This window comes from Shinella zoogloeoides, from assembly GCF_033705735.1.
Classification (GTDB): Bacteria; Pseudomonadota; Alphaproteobacteria; order Rhizobiales; family Rhizobiaceae; genus Shinella; species Shinella zoogloeoides_A.
The window spans coordinates 1,213,672-1,228,730 of the sequence record NZ_CP131130.1 but is presented as its reverse complement, the minus strand read 5'-3'; the positions used below and the strand labels follow the sequence as shown (position 1 = coordinate 1,228,730).

The 15,059-nt window shown below is 65.4% G+C and carries 14 protein-coding genes; all 14 read right to left on the bottom strand.

Annotated features, from left to right (window positions below):
• Positions 1 to 33 precede the first annotated feature (33 nt).
• Complete coding sequence (locus ShzoTeo12_RS06395; protein WP_318911715.1) at positions 34 to 1,593, bottom strand: peptidoglycan DD-metalloendopeptidase family protein; 1,560 nt, start codon at positions 1,591 to 1,593, stop codon at positions 34 to 36.
• A gap of 152 nt (positions 1,594 to 1,745) precedes the next feature.
• Positions 1,746 to 2,195: a hypothetical protein gene (locus ShzoTeo12_RS06390; RefSeq protein ID WP_318911714.1), complete on the bottom strand. Its 450-nt coding sequence runs from the start codon at positions 2,193 to 2,195 to the stop codon at positions 1,746 to 1,748.
• Positions 2,189 to 2,371 carry a hypothetical protein gene (locus ShzoTeo12_RS06385; protein ID WP_318911712.1) on the bottom strand — a complete coding sequence of 61 codons (183 nt, stop codon included), beginning with the start codon at positions 2,369 to 2,371 and terminating at the stop codon, positions 2,189 to 2,191. Before ShzoTeo12_RS06385 ends, ShzoTeo12_RS06390 begins: the two co-directional genes overlap by 7 nt.
• A gap of 260 nt (positions 2,372 to 2,631) precedes the next feature.
• A complete protein-coding gene (locus ShzoTeo12_RS06380; protein ID WP_318911710.1) occupies positions 2,632 to 3,288 on the bottom strand; it encodes a protein-L-isoaspartate(D-aspartate) O-methyltransferase in 657 nt (218 codons plus the stop codon).
• Positions 3,285 to 4,055, bottom strand: coding sequence for a 5'/3'-nucleotidase SurE (gene surE, locus ShzoTeo12_RS06375; RefSeq protein ID WP_318911709.1), 771 nt, complete (start codon positions 4,053 to 4,055; stop codon positions 3,285 to 3,287). The genes ShzoTeo12_RS06380 and surE overlap by 4 nt, the downstream gene beginning before the upstream one ends.
• Before the next feature lie 13 nt (positions 4,056 to 4,068).
• Complete coding sequence (serS, locus tag ShzoTeo12_RS06370) at positions 4,069 to 5,352, bottom strand: serine--tRNA ligase (protein ID WP_119258363.1); 1,284 nt, start codon at positions 5,350 to 5,352, stop codon at positions 4,069 to 4,071.
• A 78-nt stretch (positions 5,353 to 5,430) separates the two neighbouring features.
• Positions 5,431 to 6,261, bottom strand: coding sequence for a twin-arginine translocase subunit TatC (gene tatC, locus ShzoTeo12_RS06365; protein WP_119258364.1), 831 nt, complete (start codon positions 6,259 to 6,261; stop codon positions 5,431 to 5,433).
• Positions 6,258 to 6,890 carry a Sec-independent protein translocase protein TatB gene (tatB, locus tag ShzoTeo12_RS06360; protein WP_318911707.1) on the bottom strand — a complete coding sequence of 211 codons (633 nt, stop codon included), beginning with the start codon at positions 6,888 to 6,890 and terminating at the stop codon, positions 6,258 to 6,260. The genes tatC and tatB overlap by 4 nt, the downstream gene beginning before the upstream one ends.
• Positions 6,891 to 6,940: 50 nt before the next feature.
• Positions 6,941 to 7,138 (bottom strand): twin-arginine translocase TatA/TatE family subunit, encoded by a 198-nt coding sequence (locus ShzoTeo12_RS06355; RefSeq protein WP_119258366.1) that lies wholly within the window; start codon positions 7,136 to 7,138, stop codon positions 6,941 to 6,943.
• 152 nt (positions 7,139 to 7,290) lie between these two features.
• Positions 7,291 to 8,022, bottom strand: coding sequence for an SMC-Scp complex subunit ScpB (scpB, locus tag ShzoTeo12_RS06350; protein ID WP_318911706.1), 732 nt, complete (start codon positions 8,020 to 8,022; stop codon positions 7,291 to 7,293).
• The gene (locus tag ShzoTeo12_RS06345) at positions 7,997 to 8,815 is read right to left on the bottom strand and encodes a ScpA family protein (protein ID WP_318911705.1); all 819 of its coding nucleotides are present in this window, start codon (positions 8,813 to 8,815) and stop codon (positions 7,997 to 7,999) included. The genes scpB and ShzoTeo12_RS06345 overlap by 26 nt, the downstream gene beginning before the upstream one ends.
• A 92-nt stretch (positions 8,816 to 8,907) precedes the next feature.
• A complete protein-coding gene (gene nagZ / locus ShzoTeo12_RS06340) occupies positions 8,908 to 9,927 on the bottom strand; it encodes a beta-N-acetylhexosaminidase (RefSeq protein ID WP_318911704.1) in 1,020 nt (339 codons plus the stop codon).
• Positions 9,928 to 10,030: 103 nt separating this feature from the next.
• Positions 10,031 to 13,141 (bottom strand): SPOR domain-containing protein, encoded by a 3,111-nt coding sequence (locus ShzoTeo12_RS06335; RefSeq protein ID WP_318911703.1) that lies wholly within the window; start codon positions 13,139 to 13,141, stop codon positions 10,031 to 10,033.
• A gap of 129 nt (positions 13,142 to 13,270) precedes the next feature.
• Positions 13,271 to 15,031 (bottom strand): arginine--tRNA ligase, encoded by a 1,761-nt coding sequence (gene argS / locus ShzoTeo12_RS06330; protein WP_119258441.1) that lies wholly within the window; start codon positions 15,029 to 15,031, stop codon positions 13,271 to 13,273.
• Between the last annotated feature and the right edge of the window lie 28 nt (positions 15,032 to 15,059).

The window sequence follows — 15,059 nt, the reverse complement described above, 5'->3', positions numbered from 1 at the left end:
GCCTTTGCATCCTTTTTTGTGATCCGGAACGGACTATTCCAGGAAGGTCATCGGGTTGACCGGGGTGGCGTTCTTGCGCACCTCGAAATGAACCTTCGGTCGGGTGGCGTTGCCGCTCATGCCGGAGGTGGCGACCGTCTGGCCGCGCTGGATCTTCTGGCCGCGCTGAACGTTCAGGTCGCCGGCATGGCCGTAGACCGTGACCGTGCCGTCGTCGTGGCGCACGAGGACCGCGTTGCCGAGTTCCTTCAGGCTGCTGCCGGCATAGATGACCACGCCGTTTTCGGCGGCCTTGATGGGCGTGCCTTCCGGAACGGAGATGTCGATGCCATCATTGCGGTTGCCGTCGACATTGGCGCCGTAGCCGGCGATGACCGCGCCGCGCACCGGCCAGCGATACTTGCCGATGCCGGTCGATTCGGGCGCGGCATCCGTCACGTCGGACTTCTCCGTCGCCTCGGTGACCGAAACCGTCTTCACCGGCGCCTTGTAGGCTTCCGGCTTCTTCTCGGCCGCCTCGATCTTCTTGGCGACCGGAACCGATGCGGTCACGGTCTTGTCCGTCACGGTTTCCGCGGCAGTGCCACCGGCCGGAATGACCAGCTTCTGGCCGATGCGGATGGAGGCGGTCTGCATGCCGTTCGCCTTCTTCAGCGCCTCTACGGAGACGCCGTTGCTGCGCGCGATCTTGGCGAGCGAATCGCCCGGCTGGACCTCGTAGCCGCCCTTGCCGTTGCCCTCAGTGGCATCGGCGCGGTTGGAATTGGTCTGGCCGCTTTCCGACTTCACCTTGTCACGGGTGGTGGTGCCCGGCAGGATCGCGACATTCTCGCCGTTCTTGCGCTCGGGCGACGGCAGCCTGTTGTCGACCTTGAGCGTGCTGTCGGTCGAAGCCTTGGCAACGCTTGCCGTCGTGTTGAAGGTCGGGATGACGATCCGCTGGCCGGGCTCGGCGTCGGAGGCGCGCTTCAGGCCGTTGGCGGCGAGGATTTCCTTTTCCGGCACGCCGTAGCGGTTGGCGAGCGTCTTCACGCTCTCGCCCTGGCGCAGCATGACGACCGGCGCATTGTTCGTCGACCAGTTGCTCTTGCCCTTCGTCGTCGCCGTGGTGAGCGTATCGACGGGCTTTGCCTTGGCGCGCGGCAGGTCCTGGCCGAGAGAGGCCTGACGTTCGGCCGAACGGCCGGCGGTCGGATCGGTCAGCTCGCCGCGCTGCACGCTCATCGGCGTCGTGGCGTAACGCGTGCCGGAGCCGCTGGTCGTGGCCGTATTGATCGGATCGTAGGAGATGTTGCCCTGGTCGGGGAACGGCTGGTTCAGCGCCTCGCCCCGCGAGCCCATCTGGCCGCCGGAGGCATATTGCTGGCCGCCGTTGCCGATATCGCCGCGCGGAACGGGATTATCGCCACCGCCGCCGAACAGCGTGCGGCGCGGAACCGAGCTCGTGGTCATGTTATCCTGACCGGAGCTGGAGAAGAGGCCGCCGAAGCGGCTTGCGTCCGAGCTGCACCCGGTCGCGACGCTTGCCAGCAGGGCCGCCGCCATCAGGCGGGTCGCGGTCCTACCAAAACTCGGCGATACACTCTTACGCATGAGACTAACCCAATCGGTACGCTACTTTGATGTAGACCGATTAAAGCGCGTTAGAGTTACTGCCCGGTTAAAGCCGGAGCAGTCGCAACGGGTTTTTGGTGAATTGATAACCATGGTGCCGGCGCACCATGGCAAAAGCGCGGTCGTTCCGTTCAGAAACCGGTCGCGTACATGCTGTCGGCGCGCGAGATGCGGCCGACGATCCGCGCGGCATTCTCGAAGTCGCCCTGGCTCGGATGGAAGATCGACGCGATGGGCGTCGCCCGGCGAATATCGGGCTCCGCGCCCTCCCCGACATTCTTCAGCGCGGCGTCCGGCGCGGTCATGTCGAGCGCGCTCTCGTTATAGGCGATGGCGCGCAGGGCCGAGACCGCGGGCTCGCGGGTGCCGGCATAGCGGGGGCTTCGCTGGTCCTGCGACGGCATGCTGTCGAAATATTCGATATAGGCGCGGTAATAGGCCTTGCGGTCGCCCTCGTCGAGGAAATGGCCGTAGGCGGCGTATTCGCGCTTTTCGAGGTCCGTCGTGTCGAGGTTGTCGCGCTCGGCCTCGGTAAGGGCGGGCTGACTGTAAGTCGCCTCTTCCTTGGCGACGCTCAGCACCAGCAGCGCATCGACCGACAGGCCGACTGGGCGGACGGGTCGTAGCTGCCGCCCGCAAGCTGCGCGGTGGAGGCGGCCTCGGCATTCTCCTCGACGGCATTCCCGGCAGCCTTCGTCGCAAGATATGCGAGGCTGTCGCCGGTCGAGCCGCTGGCGATCCTGTTCGAGACGTACATTTCCCTCTCCATTGGAACGGCCGAACCAACTGGGAAACCGGCGTTCTGCGTGGAACCTTCTGCTTCGTTTCCGGGCTACGCCCCGAAGCTTGCGCGAAGCTTGCGTTTCTTAACGAAAGGTTAACGCACTGAATTTTCGGCGGGATTCCCGACAACGCAGACGCACCATGGCGCTCTCCCGCCGGAATTTCGGCAAAAACGGCGCGGGACTCAGCGGGCAAAGGCCTGCCGGGCTTGGATAATGGGCTGGAAAAAGGGGCTTAGAGCGCCCGCGCCATCTGCGGGACGATGGGCAGATAGGGCACCGCGAAGAGGTCTTCTCGGTCGAAGCGGCTGCCAGTCTTGACCAGCTTGAGCATGCGGCACTCGGTATCGCTGACCATGACGGGCGCGATCAGCATGCCGCCGGAGACGAGCTGTTCGGCGAAGAAGCGCGGCAGGGCGGGAAAGGCGGCGGTGACGAGGATGCGATCGAAGGTCCCCTCGCCCGGCATGCCGTTGCTGCCGTCGGCCTGGCGCACGATGACATTGCGCACGCCGGCCTTTTCGATGGACTGCTGCGCATTGGTGACGAGCGTGCGGTAGCGGTCGATGGTCAGCACGCGTTCCGTCAGGCGCCCCATGACGGCGGCGGTGAAGCCGCTGCCGGTGCCGAGTTCCAGCACACGCTGGCCGGCCTTGAGGTTCAGGAGATGGAGCAGGCGGACCGCAAGGTCGATGCCTTCGATGAAGGAGCCGCAATCGAGCGGCAGGAGGCGGCTCGAATAGGCCTCGCCCGCGAATTGCGGCGGAACGAAAAGCGTGCGCGGCGTCTGTTCGACGGCCGTCAGGAGGTCGAGATTGTTGATGCCCTCACCGCGCAGACGCAGGGCCAGCGCGGCAAAACCCTCCTTCTCGATCACCCGCCCCGTGTTCAATCGTCGCCCTTTCCGCCGAGCGCGCGCTTCACGCGATCCAGCACGGTATAGTCCGTGAGGTCGAGTTTCAGCGGCGTCACCGAGATCTTGTGGTTCTTCAGCGCATGAATGTCCGTGCCGGCACGGAAATCGCCCTTCCGCTCGCCGAAGCGCAGCCAGTAATAGGGAAAGCCCCGGCCGTCGGCGCGCTCGTCGATCGTCAGGCCGAAATCGAGCTTGCCCTGGCTGGTCACCTCGACGCCCTGCAGCTCCTTGGGGGCGCAGTTGGGGAAGTTGAGGTTGAAGAAGGTCCAGTCCGGCAGCTCCACATCCATCAGCTGGCGGATGAGGTTGGGCGCGAAGCTTTCCGCCACTTCCCACGGCACGACGCGGCCGCCGGCATGGTTGTAGGCCTGGCTCAGCGCCATGGACTTGATGCCCTGCAACGTGCCCTCGATGGCGCCGGCGATGGTGCCGGAATAGGTGACGTCGTCGGCCATGTTGGCGCCGGCATTGACGCCGGACAGCACGAGGTCGGGCTTCTCGTCGAGCACTTCGCGCACGCCCATGATGACGCAGTCCGTCGGCGTGCCGCGCAACGCGTAGCGCTTGTCGTCGATCTTGCGCAGGCGCAGCGGCTCGGAGAGCGTCAGCGAATGGGCAAGGCCGCTCTGGTCGGTCTCGGGCGCGACGACCCAGACATCGTCCGTCAGCTCGCGTGCGATGCGCTCGAGGACCGCAAGGCCCTCGGCATGGATACCATCGTCATTGGTCAGAAGGATGCGCATTCCGTCTCCCGCCTCAGGCGGCCTTCTCGATCTTCCTGAGACCGCCCATATAGGGCAGCAGGGCCTCCGGCACAGTCACCGAGCCGTCGGCATTGAGGTAATTTTCCACCACCGCGATCAGCGCGCGGCCGACCGCCGTGCCCGAACCGTTCAGCGTATGGACGAAGCGCGTCGCCTTCTCGTCCTTGCCGCGGTAGCGGGCATTCATGCGGCGCGCCTGGAAATCGCCGCAGACCGAGCAGGACGAGATTTCGCGGAACGTGTCCTGTCCCGGCAGCCAGACTTCGAGGTCATAGGTCTTGCGGGCGCCGAAGCCCATGTCGCCGGTACACAGCGTCATGACGCGGTAATGCAGGCCGAGGCGCTTCAGCACCTCTTCGGCGCAGGCCGTCATGCGCTCCAGCTCGTCGATCGAGCTGTCCGCATCGGTGATCGAGACCATCTCGCACTTCATGAACTGGTGCTGGCGCAGCATGCCGCGCGTGTCGCGGCCGGCCGAACCCGCTTCCGAGCGGAAGCACGGCGTCAGCGCAGTGAAGCGCAGCGGCAGCTTCTCCTGATCGAGGATTTCCTCGCGCACGAGATTGGTGAGCGAGACTTCCGCGGTCGGGATCAGCCAGCGGCCGTCCGTGGTGCGGAAGAGGTCTTCGGAGAATTTCGGAAGCTGGCCGGTGCCGAACATGGCGTCGTCGCGCACGAGGAGCGGCGCATGGACTTCCGTATAGCCGTGCTCCTGCGTGTGCATGTCGATCATGAACTGGCCGAGCGCCCGCTCGAGGCGCGCGAGCTGGCCCTTGAGCACGGTGAAGCGCGAGCCGGCGATGCGGGCGGCCGCCTCGAAATCCATCCAGCCGAGCGCCTCGCCGATCTCGTAATGTTCGAGGGGCTTGTGGCTCCAGCCGGGCTTGTCGCCCCAGCGGCGCGTCTCGGCATTGTCCTTCTCGTCGCTGCCGACCGGCACGTCGTCGAGCGGGATGTTGGGAATGCGCGCAAGCGCGTCGTTGAGCTCGGCGGTGACCTGGCGCTCTTCCTCCTCGGCGGCGGGAAGCTGGTCCTTGATGGCAGAGACTTCCGCCTTCAGCTTTTCGGCAAGCTCGGCGTTCTTGCTCGCCATCGCCGCGCCGATCTCCTTGGAGGCGGCGTTGCGGCGCGACTGCATGTCCTGCGCCGTCTGGATGACGCTGCGGCGCTTCTCGTCGAGGTCGATCAGCGTTCTGGCAAGGGGGCTCGCGCCGCGCTTCGCCAAGGCGGCATCGAGAGCGTCGGCATTGTCGCGGATCCATTTGATATCAAGCATCGTCGTTCCAGGCTTTTTCCGTGGATGAAACCCGACGGCGCCCGGCAGCGACCCTGCGGCAACGCCGCAGGCGAGACCTCAGTCGGCCTCGCCCGGTGTTGCAGCGACCTCGTTTTCCGCATTCTGCGCTTCCGAGGCGCGCGCCCGCTGCCGTTCGATGAGTCGGGCCGTGTAGATGGAAATCTCGTAGAGAAGGATGGCCGGCAGCGCAAGACCGATCTGGGAAACCGGATCGGGCGGCGTCAGCACCGCGGCCACGATGAAGGCGATGACGATCGCGTATTTGCGCTTGCTGACCAGCGCCTGCGTATCGATGAAGCCCGCGCGCACCAGAAGCGACGAGATGACCGGCAGCTGGAAGACGAGGCCGAAGGCGAAGATCAGCGACATGATCAGGCCGAGATATTCGGAAACCTTCGGAAGGAGCTGGATCGAGACCTGCCCCTCGCCACCGCCCTGCTCCATGGCGAGGAAGAACCACATGACCATGGGCGTGAAGAAGAAATAGACGAGCGCCGCGCCGATGAGGAAGAGGATGGGCGAAGCGATCAGGAACGGCAGGAAGGCCGCCCGCTCGTTCTTGTAGAGGCCGGGCGCGACGAACTTGTAGATCTGCTGGGCGATCACCGGAAAGGCGATGACCAGCGCGCCGAACATGGCGACCTTGATCTGCGTGAAGAAGAATTCCTGCGGCGCCGTGTAGATCAGCTCGACATTGCGATGAGTCAGCCCCGCCCATTCCACCGCCCATTTGAAGGGCAGGACGAGCAGGTTGAAGAGCTGCTTGGCGAAATAGAAGCAGACGAGGAAGGCGATGAAGAACGCGCCGACCGCCCAGAGCAGGCGGCGGCGAAGCTCGATCAGATGCTCGATGAGCGGCTGGGGCTTGTCGTCGATGTCGCCGCTCATGCGTCGCCCTTCTTGGTCTTCGTCGTCTTCGGCTTGGCAGCGGCTTTCCGCGTGGCCAGAGCCTTGGCGGTCGCGGCCTTGCTGTCAGCCTTGGCGGCGGGCTTCGCCTCGCCTTCGGCCTTGGCCGGCGCCTTGCGCGGCTTGGCCGTCTTAACGGCCGCCTCGGCGGGCTTCTTCTTTGCCGTCCTGGCGGTCGGGCCGGTCTTCAGCGGGGCTGCCGCGACCGGCTCGGCGGAGGCGGGCTTGCCCGCCTCTGACGGCACGGCGGCCGGCGTATCGGAGATGCTTTCGGCCGGGCTGGACGCCGGTGTCGACGTCGAGGAGGAGCTCACCGTCTTCTGGAGATCGGACTTGATCTCGTTGCCCATCTGCCGCAGCGGGTTGACCGCGTCGCGGATGGAGTTCAGCGGGTTCAGCTTCTGCGCCTCGCCGATCGTCTTCCTGACATCGTCGAGATCGGCCTCGCGCAAGGCCTCGTCGAACTGCTGGCGGAAATCGCTCGCCATGCCGCGCATCTTGGACACCATGCGGCCGAACGTCCGCAGCATCTGCGGCAGGTCCTTCGGACCCACCACGATGATCAGAACGATGGCGATGACGAGTATCTCGGTCCAGCCGACATCAAGCATAGGATATTGTCCTTAGAAGCCGCAGACCGTCATCCGCAGCCGAATACCGGTCACTTGGCTTCGTCAGCCTTGTGCTCGACCGTCTTCGACTGGTCGGCGCTGTCCTTTTCGTCGTCGGACATGCCCTGCTTGAAATTCTTGATACCCTTGGCGACGTCGCCCATGAGTTCCGGAATCTTGCCGCGGCCGAACAGCAGCAGCACAACCACCAGAACGATCAGCCAATGCCAGATGCTGAAAGAACCCATTCCCGTAACTCCCTTAGAAACCTGAACCCCGATTTAAGACGTTCAGCCGTCTTTTTCAAATACCAGTATGTCGCGCTGGTTAGCCGAAACCGTGACGTGGCGCAATCCGGCGGCATTTCTTTCCTGCACGCGGGTCCTCGCCTTCGCCCCGCCTATTCCTCTTCCTTCCCGCCCGGTGCGAGGAGACCGAGCTCCTCGAGGTCGAGCTGGGTGATCGGATCCTCGTCCTCCGCCAACTCGTCCTCGCCGAGTGGCAGCGGCACCTGGAAATTCGACGGAATGCGGCCGGAAAGCAGGCCCGCGCCCTTCAATTCCTCCAATCCCGGCAGGTCGCGCAGCTCTTCCAGGCCGAAATGATCGAGAAAATCCCGCGTCGTGCCGAAGGTCACCGGGCGGCCCGGAGAGCGGCGGCGGCCGCGAAAACGCACCCAGCCCGCTTCCATCAGCACGTCCAGCGTGCCCTTGGAGGTCTGCACGCCGCGAATATCCTCGATCTCGGCGCGCGTCACCGGCTGGTGATAGGCGATGATCGACAGCACCTCGAGCGCGGCACGCGACAATTTGCGCACCTCCGTCTCGTCGGTGCGGATGACGAAAGACAAATCCGGCGCGGTGCGGAAGGCCCAGGCATCGTCCACCGCCACGAGATTGACGCCGCGCCCGGCATAGAGCGTCTTCAATTCGCGCATGACATGCAGCACGTCCACGCCGCCCGGCAGCCGGTCGGCGATATAGGCCTCCGGCACGGGGCTCGAGGACGCGAAGACCAGCGCCTCGGCGATCCTCGCCGCCTCGTGCAGCCGGCGCGGATCGACGATCGTGCCGCCCTCGGCCTCCGGCGATGCGCCGTTCTCCTCTTCACTCACGCCCGGGGCCTCCTTCATCGTCCTCGGCTTCGCCGGCTTTCGGGCCGCGGCGAAGATAGATCGGCTGGAACACGCCGTCCTGGCGAAGCTCCAGGCGCCCTTCCCTCACCAGCTCCAGCGTCGCGGCAAAGGCGCTGGCGATGGCCGTGGTGCGCTCGGCCGGATCGGTCAGGTAGCGCAGCATGAAATGATCGAGCGCCGTCCAGTCGTCATCGAAACCGCCGATCAGCACCGACAGAATCTCGCGCGCATCGGAGAGCGACCAGACGGCGCGCTTTTCGATGGTGACCTGAGTGATGGCGTGGCGCTGGCGCAGCGACGCATAGGCATTGAGCAGATCGTAGAGCGTCGCCTCATAGGCCGAGCGCCGGCCGGTCGGGATATGCTCCGGCATGCCGCGGGCGAAGACGTTGCGGCCGAGGCGATTGCGGTTGATGAGCCGGGTCGCGGTATCGCGCATGGCTTCGAGGCGCTTGAGGCGGAAGGCAAGGCTTGCCGCCATCTCCTCGCCCGAGGGCCCTTCGTCCTTCGCCTGCCTGGGAATGAGCAGGCGGGACTTCAGATAGGCCAGCCATGCAGCCATGACGAGATAGTCGGCGGCAAGCTCGATGCGGATCCTGCGCGCCTTGTCGATGAAGACGAGATATTGCTCGGCCAGCGCCAGCACGGAAATGCGGGTGAGGTCCACCTTCTGCGTGCGGGCGAGATGGAGCAGGAGGTCGAGCGGGCCTTCGAAGCCGGCGAGATCGACGACGAGGCTTTCCTCCGAAAGCCCCCGCCCCCCGGCGTCGTCCTGCCAAAGGTCGTCCATCGGCGCATCCGCACCGCGACCTTTTCTCGGCGGCTTCGACCCCGTTGCCTGCACGCTGCCTCCCGTGGGCTTCCCGTGGCCTGCCGCGGCCGTCAGGCGACCGCGATCATGGCGTTGAATTCCTCGCGCAGCGCCTGTTCGTCCGCCCCGTCGGGCATCGGGAAGCCTGCGCGTACCGCATTCGCCCGCCGCAGGCTGTCACCGGCAAGGGCGGGAACGTTTTCGGTCACCGCAACCATTTCGTCCATGATGCCATGGCAATGCAACACCATGTCGAGGCCGGCGGCGATGATTCCCCTGCTTCTTTCGGCAATATCGCCGCGAAGGGCGTTCATCGAGACGTCGTCGGACATCAGGAGGCCGTCGAAGCCGATATGGCCGCGGATGATCTCCTCCACCACCTTTGCCGAAGTGGTCGCCGGATTGTCGCCATCGATGGCGGTAAAGACGATATGGGCCGACATCGCCATCAGCTCGTCCTTCATGCGCTGGAAGGGCACGAAGTCGCAGGCCTCCAGTTCCTTGCAGCCCGCATGGACGACCGGCAGGTCGTGGTGCGAATCGACCATGGTGCGGCCGTGGCCCGGCATGTGCTTCATGATCGGCAGCAGGCCGCCGGCCTTGAGGCCTTCCGCCGCCGCCTTGCCCATCGCCGAGACGATCTCCGGCTCCTGCCCGTAGGCGCGGTTGCCGATGACGTCGTGCACGCCCGGCACGGTGACGTCGAGCACCGGCAGGCAATCGACATTGATGCCAAGGCGCAGGAGATCGAAGGCGTGCAGACGCGACATCAGCCAGGCGGCGCGCAGGCCCCGCGCCTCGTCGGCCCGGTAGATGGCGCCGAGTGCGGCGGCATTCGGATATTGCTGGACGTGCGGCGGCTTGATGCGCTGGACGCGCCCGCCCTCCTGGTCGATGAGCACCGGGATGTCGGCTCCGCCGCCGATGCTCTCGCGCATCTCGGCCGTCAGGTCCGCCACCTGCGCCGGCTCGCCGATATTGCGGCCGAAGAGGATGAAGCCCCAGGGGCGCTCGTTGCGGAAGAAGGCCTTTTCGTCGGCGGTGAGGCTCAGGCCCTTGCAGCCCGAAATGAAGGATTTCGATTCGCTCATGTCCGCAATCTTGGAATTTTCGAGGAGGAGACAGGCGTCGACCGCCCGCGGGAATCGAAGGGGCGCGAACCATGTCCGCGCCCCTTCAGGATATCAGCTCGCCTCAGCGGGTGACGAGGCAGCTGCCGCCCGCGCTCTTGTAGCGGCTGCAGAGGGCGTTCGCGTCTTCGCGCGAGCCGGCCGGAATGCGGAGGCGGTAGAAGGTACCCTTGTTGGGGATCTCCGCCTTCTTGATGTCCATGCCACGGCCGCCGATAACGCTGCCGAATTTCGAGGACAGCGACTTGTAGGTCTTCTGTGCCTCGGCCTCGGAGGGAAGCGAAGCGATCTGGATGACGTAGCTGCCGGGTGCGACCTGGGTCTGTTCGACGGCCGCCTGCTGGGTCTGCGTCGCCGAAGCGGTCTGCGTACCGGAGACGTTGCCGTTCTCGGTGACGGTGCCGACGACATTGACCGGCTGGTCGACCGGGCGCGTTTCGGGGAGCGGCGTGTTGCCGGCCGTCGCGTTCGTGTCCGTCGCGCCGACCGTGGTCGTCTTGACCGTGCGCACCGGCGCCGTGTCGTCGACCTGTGCATTGGCGACTTCGGCAAGCGCCGAGCGTGGCTTGGAGTCGGATGCGGCCTGCTCGGCGCGCAGCGAGGCGTTTCCGTCGAGCGTCGCATTGGCCGATGCGGCGGCCTCGCCCGAGGCGCTGCCGGTGGTGGCCGTCGCCTTGGCGTCGAGGTCCGTGTCGGCGACCGTATCCTCGCGAGCGACAAGCGTGCCGTCCGGCTTGACGATCATGGTCTTGACCTTGCGCGGCGAGACGAGCGGCTTGTTGCCGGTCTCGGCGTTCGCCGTTTCCGGCTCGTCGACGCCCGGCAGCAGGCGGTTCTCATCATCGGCCGCCGCCGTGTCGGTGCCGTCCTCCGGGCCGTCCATCGGCAGGGCTTCCGGCGTCAGCGTGCGCTGGACGACGTCGACCGGCTCTTCCGTCGAGGTGACGAGCTGTTCCTGCTGCGGCCGGCTCGTCGTATCGCCGGCAACGCGGTCGTAGACGGCCTTGTCCTGGTTGGGAACGGTCTTGCCGCCCCTTTCCTCGGGCACGACCTTGATCGGGTCTTTGTCGGCAAGGATGACGCGCGGCTCGCCCGAGCCGCCGACCGATCCGCCCGTGAGGGCCGACCAGGCGTAGACGGCGCCGCCGCCGACCAGAAGAAGGCCGGCGATGGAGGCGGCGATCAGCATGCCGCGGCGCGGACGGGCGGTCTCCTCGTCATAGCCGTCGCCGGAATAGAGCGCCGTCGCCTGGCCGGGATCGACCGGGATCGCCATGCGCTCCGGCTGGTTGAGCGAGCGGCGGAAGTCTTCCTCCAGCGCGCGCTCGAAATCGTCGACGTCGTTGATCTGCGTCGCCGGCTGGGCCGTCGCGGCGGCGACGCTCGCCTTGTTCTCTTCAGCATGGGTCTTGGCCGGCTCGTTGAAGAGCTGCGCCATTTCCGCGTCGATGTCGAAATCGTAGTCCGGCTGGAAGACCGGCGGCTTTTCCTTCTCCACGACGGGAAGCTGCGGCACGTCGAGCTCGGTGACGGGGGAAACGCCCTCGTCGGTCTCGGCGATCATCGACGGATCGAAGGGCAGCGTGCCGTCGCTCAGCTCGGCGGTCACCGGCTGCGGCTTGGTGAAGGTGGAGACGGGCACCGCGACGACGGGCTCGCGCCGGACGGGCGTCTCGACCGGTGCCGGCCTTGCAACCTCTACCTTCACTTCGGCGGGCTTGGCCACCGGCTTCACCGGCTCCTCGTCCAGCGAAAAATCGGAGATATCGAGATCGATATCCGAGAGGTCGAATTCCATGTTCTCGAAATCGAGTTCGGGCTCGGAGGCAACCGGCGTCGGGACGGCGGCCGGCTCACGGCGTGCCTCGAAGACGGGCGTCTCGACAGCCTGGACCGGGGCCTTCACAGGCTCGACGAAGGGTGTCGCCACCGTCTCGGCGACGGGATCGCGATGCACGGTCGGCGTGGCGCGGCCGAAAATGGCCGAAATATTCGCCGGCGAGTTGCTGCGCGCGGCGGCAGCGGCGATAACGGCGGCGCCGGCCGCGGCCGTTTCCGCGGACAGCGGCGAGCGGGCTTCCGGCATGGGGAAACGCTCGATTTCGGCGAGCAGCGCGTCACCATCGTAATTGCCGGATGTCGCCACGGATTCCACCTGATAGGCGGGCGCCTGGAAAACCGGCTCGACGTCATCGACCTGCCATTGCGCCTCGGCCGCAGCCGCCGCGCGGGCGCGGTCCTCACGCGTCTCGAACGGCATTTCGGCGACGAAATGCGGCTCCTCGCCGGCATAGGCCGCCGGCTCGGCATGGAACGGCTCGGCCTGCTCGACCACGGGATCGACCGGCATCCGGCTGTCGAAGCCGGGCTCGACATGGGCGGCGATCGCCTCCGCGGCGACCGGCGGGGGCTCGACGAAAGCGGTCTCCGGCTCGTTCGGGAGATCATCGGCAAAGCCGTCGCCGATCGACAGTTCCAGCTCACGCTCCAGATCGAGCCCGGCAGAGCCCTCCTCCGCCGTCAGCGGCTGCAGGCCGAGGAATTCCGGCTGGCGACCCTCGACGGGAGAGAATTCGGAAAACTGCGGTTCGGCGGCCGGCTCGTGGTAGGCCGGCTCATGATAGGCAGGCTCCTGGCGGGCCGGCTCTTCGAAGCGCGGCTCGAAGCGGTCGGCGAAGGCGTGGGCGGTATGGGTCGTCGCCTCGGCCTCGACGGTCGGAACCTCGTGGACATAGGTCTCCAGCTCATCGGCGAGAGACAGTGCCGGATCTTCGGCGAACTGCGGTTCCGGCTCGGCGGGCTGCTCGACGGCATAGGGCTCTTCCGCGAAGGACGGCTCGACGGGTCTGTCGAAGGCCGGTTCGCGATGATAGGGCTCGCTGACGGCGAAGTCCCGGCTCGGCACCTCGTCGATGAACGAGGCGCGGTCTTCCATGGCGGGGGCCGGCTCTTCGAACACGGGCTCGACATGGCGCGCCAGCGGCTGGGCGGCGGGAACGGGATCGGCGACGGGCGTCGGCGCGTCATATTGCTCGAAGGCGCGCAGAAGCTCGTCCTCAAGGGCGAGGACGGGATTTTCATGCCGCGGCGCCGCCTGGGCGGCGTCGGGGAAGGTTTTGCTGACACCCTGCACAGGATGCGGCTCGAAGTTGACGAGGCGGGCAAGCTCGCTCAACGGATCATCTTCTGCCAAGAGATCCGTGTCAGCGGTTCCGCTTCGCGCGAAGTTCTTGTCTGCCATACTGCTTCCCACTCACAAGCTACAAAGACGCGTTTGCCAGCTTATTGTGGGCAAATGGTGACGTTATCGCATTTCATCCGGTGCTGCGGTGCCTGTAATGGACAGGCCCGACTTAAGAACAGACGCGACAGCGTGCACCAGCCCAAGTCTGGCGATACTCAATTCTCTATTTTTATCGTTAACAAACCGTAATTCCGGCTGTTCCTTACCTTTGTTCCAGTGCGCATGGAACGCGCTGGCAAGATCATAGAGATAAAACGCGATGCGATGAGGCTCCTGCGCGAGTGCTGCGCCTTCGACCACGCGGGGATATTCCGCCAGCTTGGCGAGAAGCTGCAACTCACTGGAATCCGAGATGTTTCCGGCGATCGCGCCGGCCAGATCGAGCGAGGCTATATCGAGGCCCGGGAAGGCTTCGGCGGCCTGCCGGAACACCGACATGCAACGAGCATGGGCATACTGCACATAGAAGACCGGATTGTCCTTGGACTGCTCCGTCACCTTGGCGAAGTCGAAGTCGAGCGGCTCGCTGTTCTTGCGGTAGAGCATCATGAAGCGCACCGAATCGCGGCCGACTTCCTCGACCACGTCACGCAGCGTGACGAAATCGCCCGAACGCTTCGACATCTTCACGGGCTCGCCGTTACGGTAGAGCTTGACGAGCTGGCACAGCAGCACGGTCAGCTTGGCCTTACCTTCGGAGACGGCGCGAGCGACGGCCTCCAGACGCTTGACGTAACCGCCATGGTCGGCGCCGAGCACGTAGATCATCTCTTCGAAGCCGCGGTCGAACTTGTCCTTGAAGTAGGCAACGTCGGCGGCGAAGTAAGTATAGGAACCATCCGACTTGATCAGCGGGCGGTCGATATCGTCACCCACTTCCGTCGAGCGGAAGAGCGTCTGCTCGCGGTCTTCCCAGTCTTCCGGAAGCTGTCCCTTCGGCGGCGGCAGCACGCCCTTGTAGACATGGCCCTTGAAGGTCAGGTCGTTGATGGCGGTGCGGATCGGCGCGCCGTTTCCGGCATGCAGCGAACGCTCCGAGAAGAAGACATCGTGATGCACGTTGAGGGCTGCGAGGTCCTCACGGATCATCGCCATCATCATCGCGATGGTCTTTTCCTTGACGATCGGCATCCACTGATGCTCGGGCATGGCGCGCAGCGACGTACCGTGCTCGGCAGCTAGCGCCTCACCGACGGGAACCAGATAATCGCCCGGATAGAGGCCCGACGGAATTTCGCCGATCGCCTCGCCCAGCGCCTCGCGGTACCGCAGGAAGGCCGAGCGCGCCAGCACGTCGATCTGCGAACCGGCGTCGTTGATGTAATATTCCTTGGTGACGTCATAGCCGGCAAAGCCGAGCAGGTTGGCAAGCGCATCGCCCACCACCGCGCCACGGCAATGGCCGACATGCATCGGCCCCGTGGGATTGGCCGAGACATATTCGACATTGACCTTGCGGCCGGCGCCGAGCGAACCGCGGCCGTAATCCGTGCCGGCCGCGATCACAGCGGCAAGCAGCTTCTGCCAGTAGGGAACGGAAAGGCGGACGTTGATGAAGCCCGGGCCCGCCACGCTGACATCGGCGACCTCGGGATCGTTCTTCAGCTCGGCGACGATGAGGTCGGCCAGCGCCCGCGGATTGAGGCCGAGCGGCTTGGCAAGAACCATCGCCGCATTGGTCGCGACATCGCCATGGCTCTGGTCGCGCGGCGGCTCGACGCTGATTCGACCGAAATCGAGCTCGGATCGCTTTTCGCGCACGATCTCGAGACCTTCGAGCACGGTTTTGATTCTGCTGTCGAAATCAGTAAAAAGGTTCATCTCGTCCATCCACGCGCAGCGGCGCCCT

What these genes read in the sequence shown, in the direction of transcription:
- ShzoTeo12_RS06345 (WP_318911705.1), bottom strand. Translation starts at nt 8,815, where the DNA reads ATGGACGACCTTTGGCAGGACGACGCCGGGGGGCGGGGGCTTTCGGAG.
- ShzoTeo12_RS06395 (WP_318911715.1), bottom strand. Translation starts at nt 1,593, where the DNA reads ATGCGTAAGAGTGTATCGCCGAGTTTTGGTAGGACCGCGACCCGCCTG.
- tatC (WP_119258364.1), bottom strand. Translation starts at nt 6,261, where the DNA reads ATGAGCGGCGACATCGACGACAAGCCCCAGCCGCTCATCGAGCATCTG.
- serS (WP_119258363.1), bottom strand. Translation starts at nt 5,352, where the DNA reads ATGCTTGATATCAAATGGATCCGCGACAATGCCGACGCTCTCGATGCC.
- nagZ (WP_318911704.1), bottom strand. Translation starts at nt 9,927, where the DNA reads ATGAGCGAATCGAAATCCTTCATTTCGGGCTGCAAGGGCCTGAGCCTC.
- argS (WP_119258441.1), bottom strand. Translation starts at nt 15,031, where the DNA reads ATGAACCTTTTTACTGATTTCGACAGCAGAATCAAAACCGTGCTCGAA.
- ShzoTeo12_RS06355 (WP_119258366.1), bottom strand. Translation starts at nt 7,138, where the DNA reads ATGGGTTCTTTCAGCATCTGGCATTGGCTGATCGTTCTGGTGGTTGTG.
- surE (WP_318911709.1), bottom strand. Translation starts at nt 4,055, where the DNA reads ATGCGCATCCTTCTGACCAATGACGATGGTATCCATGCCGAGGGCCTT.
- tatB (WP_318911707.1), bottom strand. Translation starts at nt 6,890, where the DNA reads ATGCTTGATGTCGGCTGGACCGAGATACTCGTCATCGCCATCGTTCTG.
- ShzoTeo12_RS06385 (WP_318911712.1), bottom strand. Translation starts at nt 2,371, where the DNA reads ATGTACGTCTCGAACAGGATCGCCAGCGGCTCGACCGGCGACAGCCTC.
- scpB (WP_318911706.1), bottom strand. Translation starts at nt 8,022, where the DNA reads ATGAAGGAGGCCCCGGGCGTGAGTGAAGAGGAGAACGGCGCATCGCCG.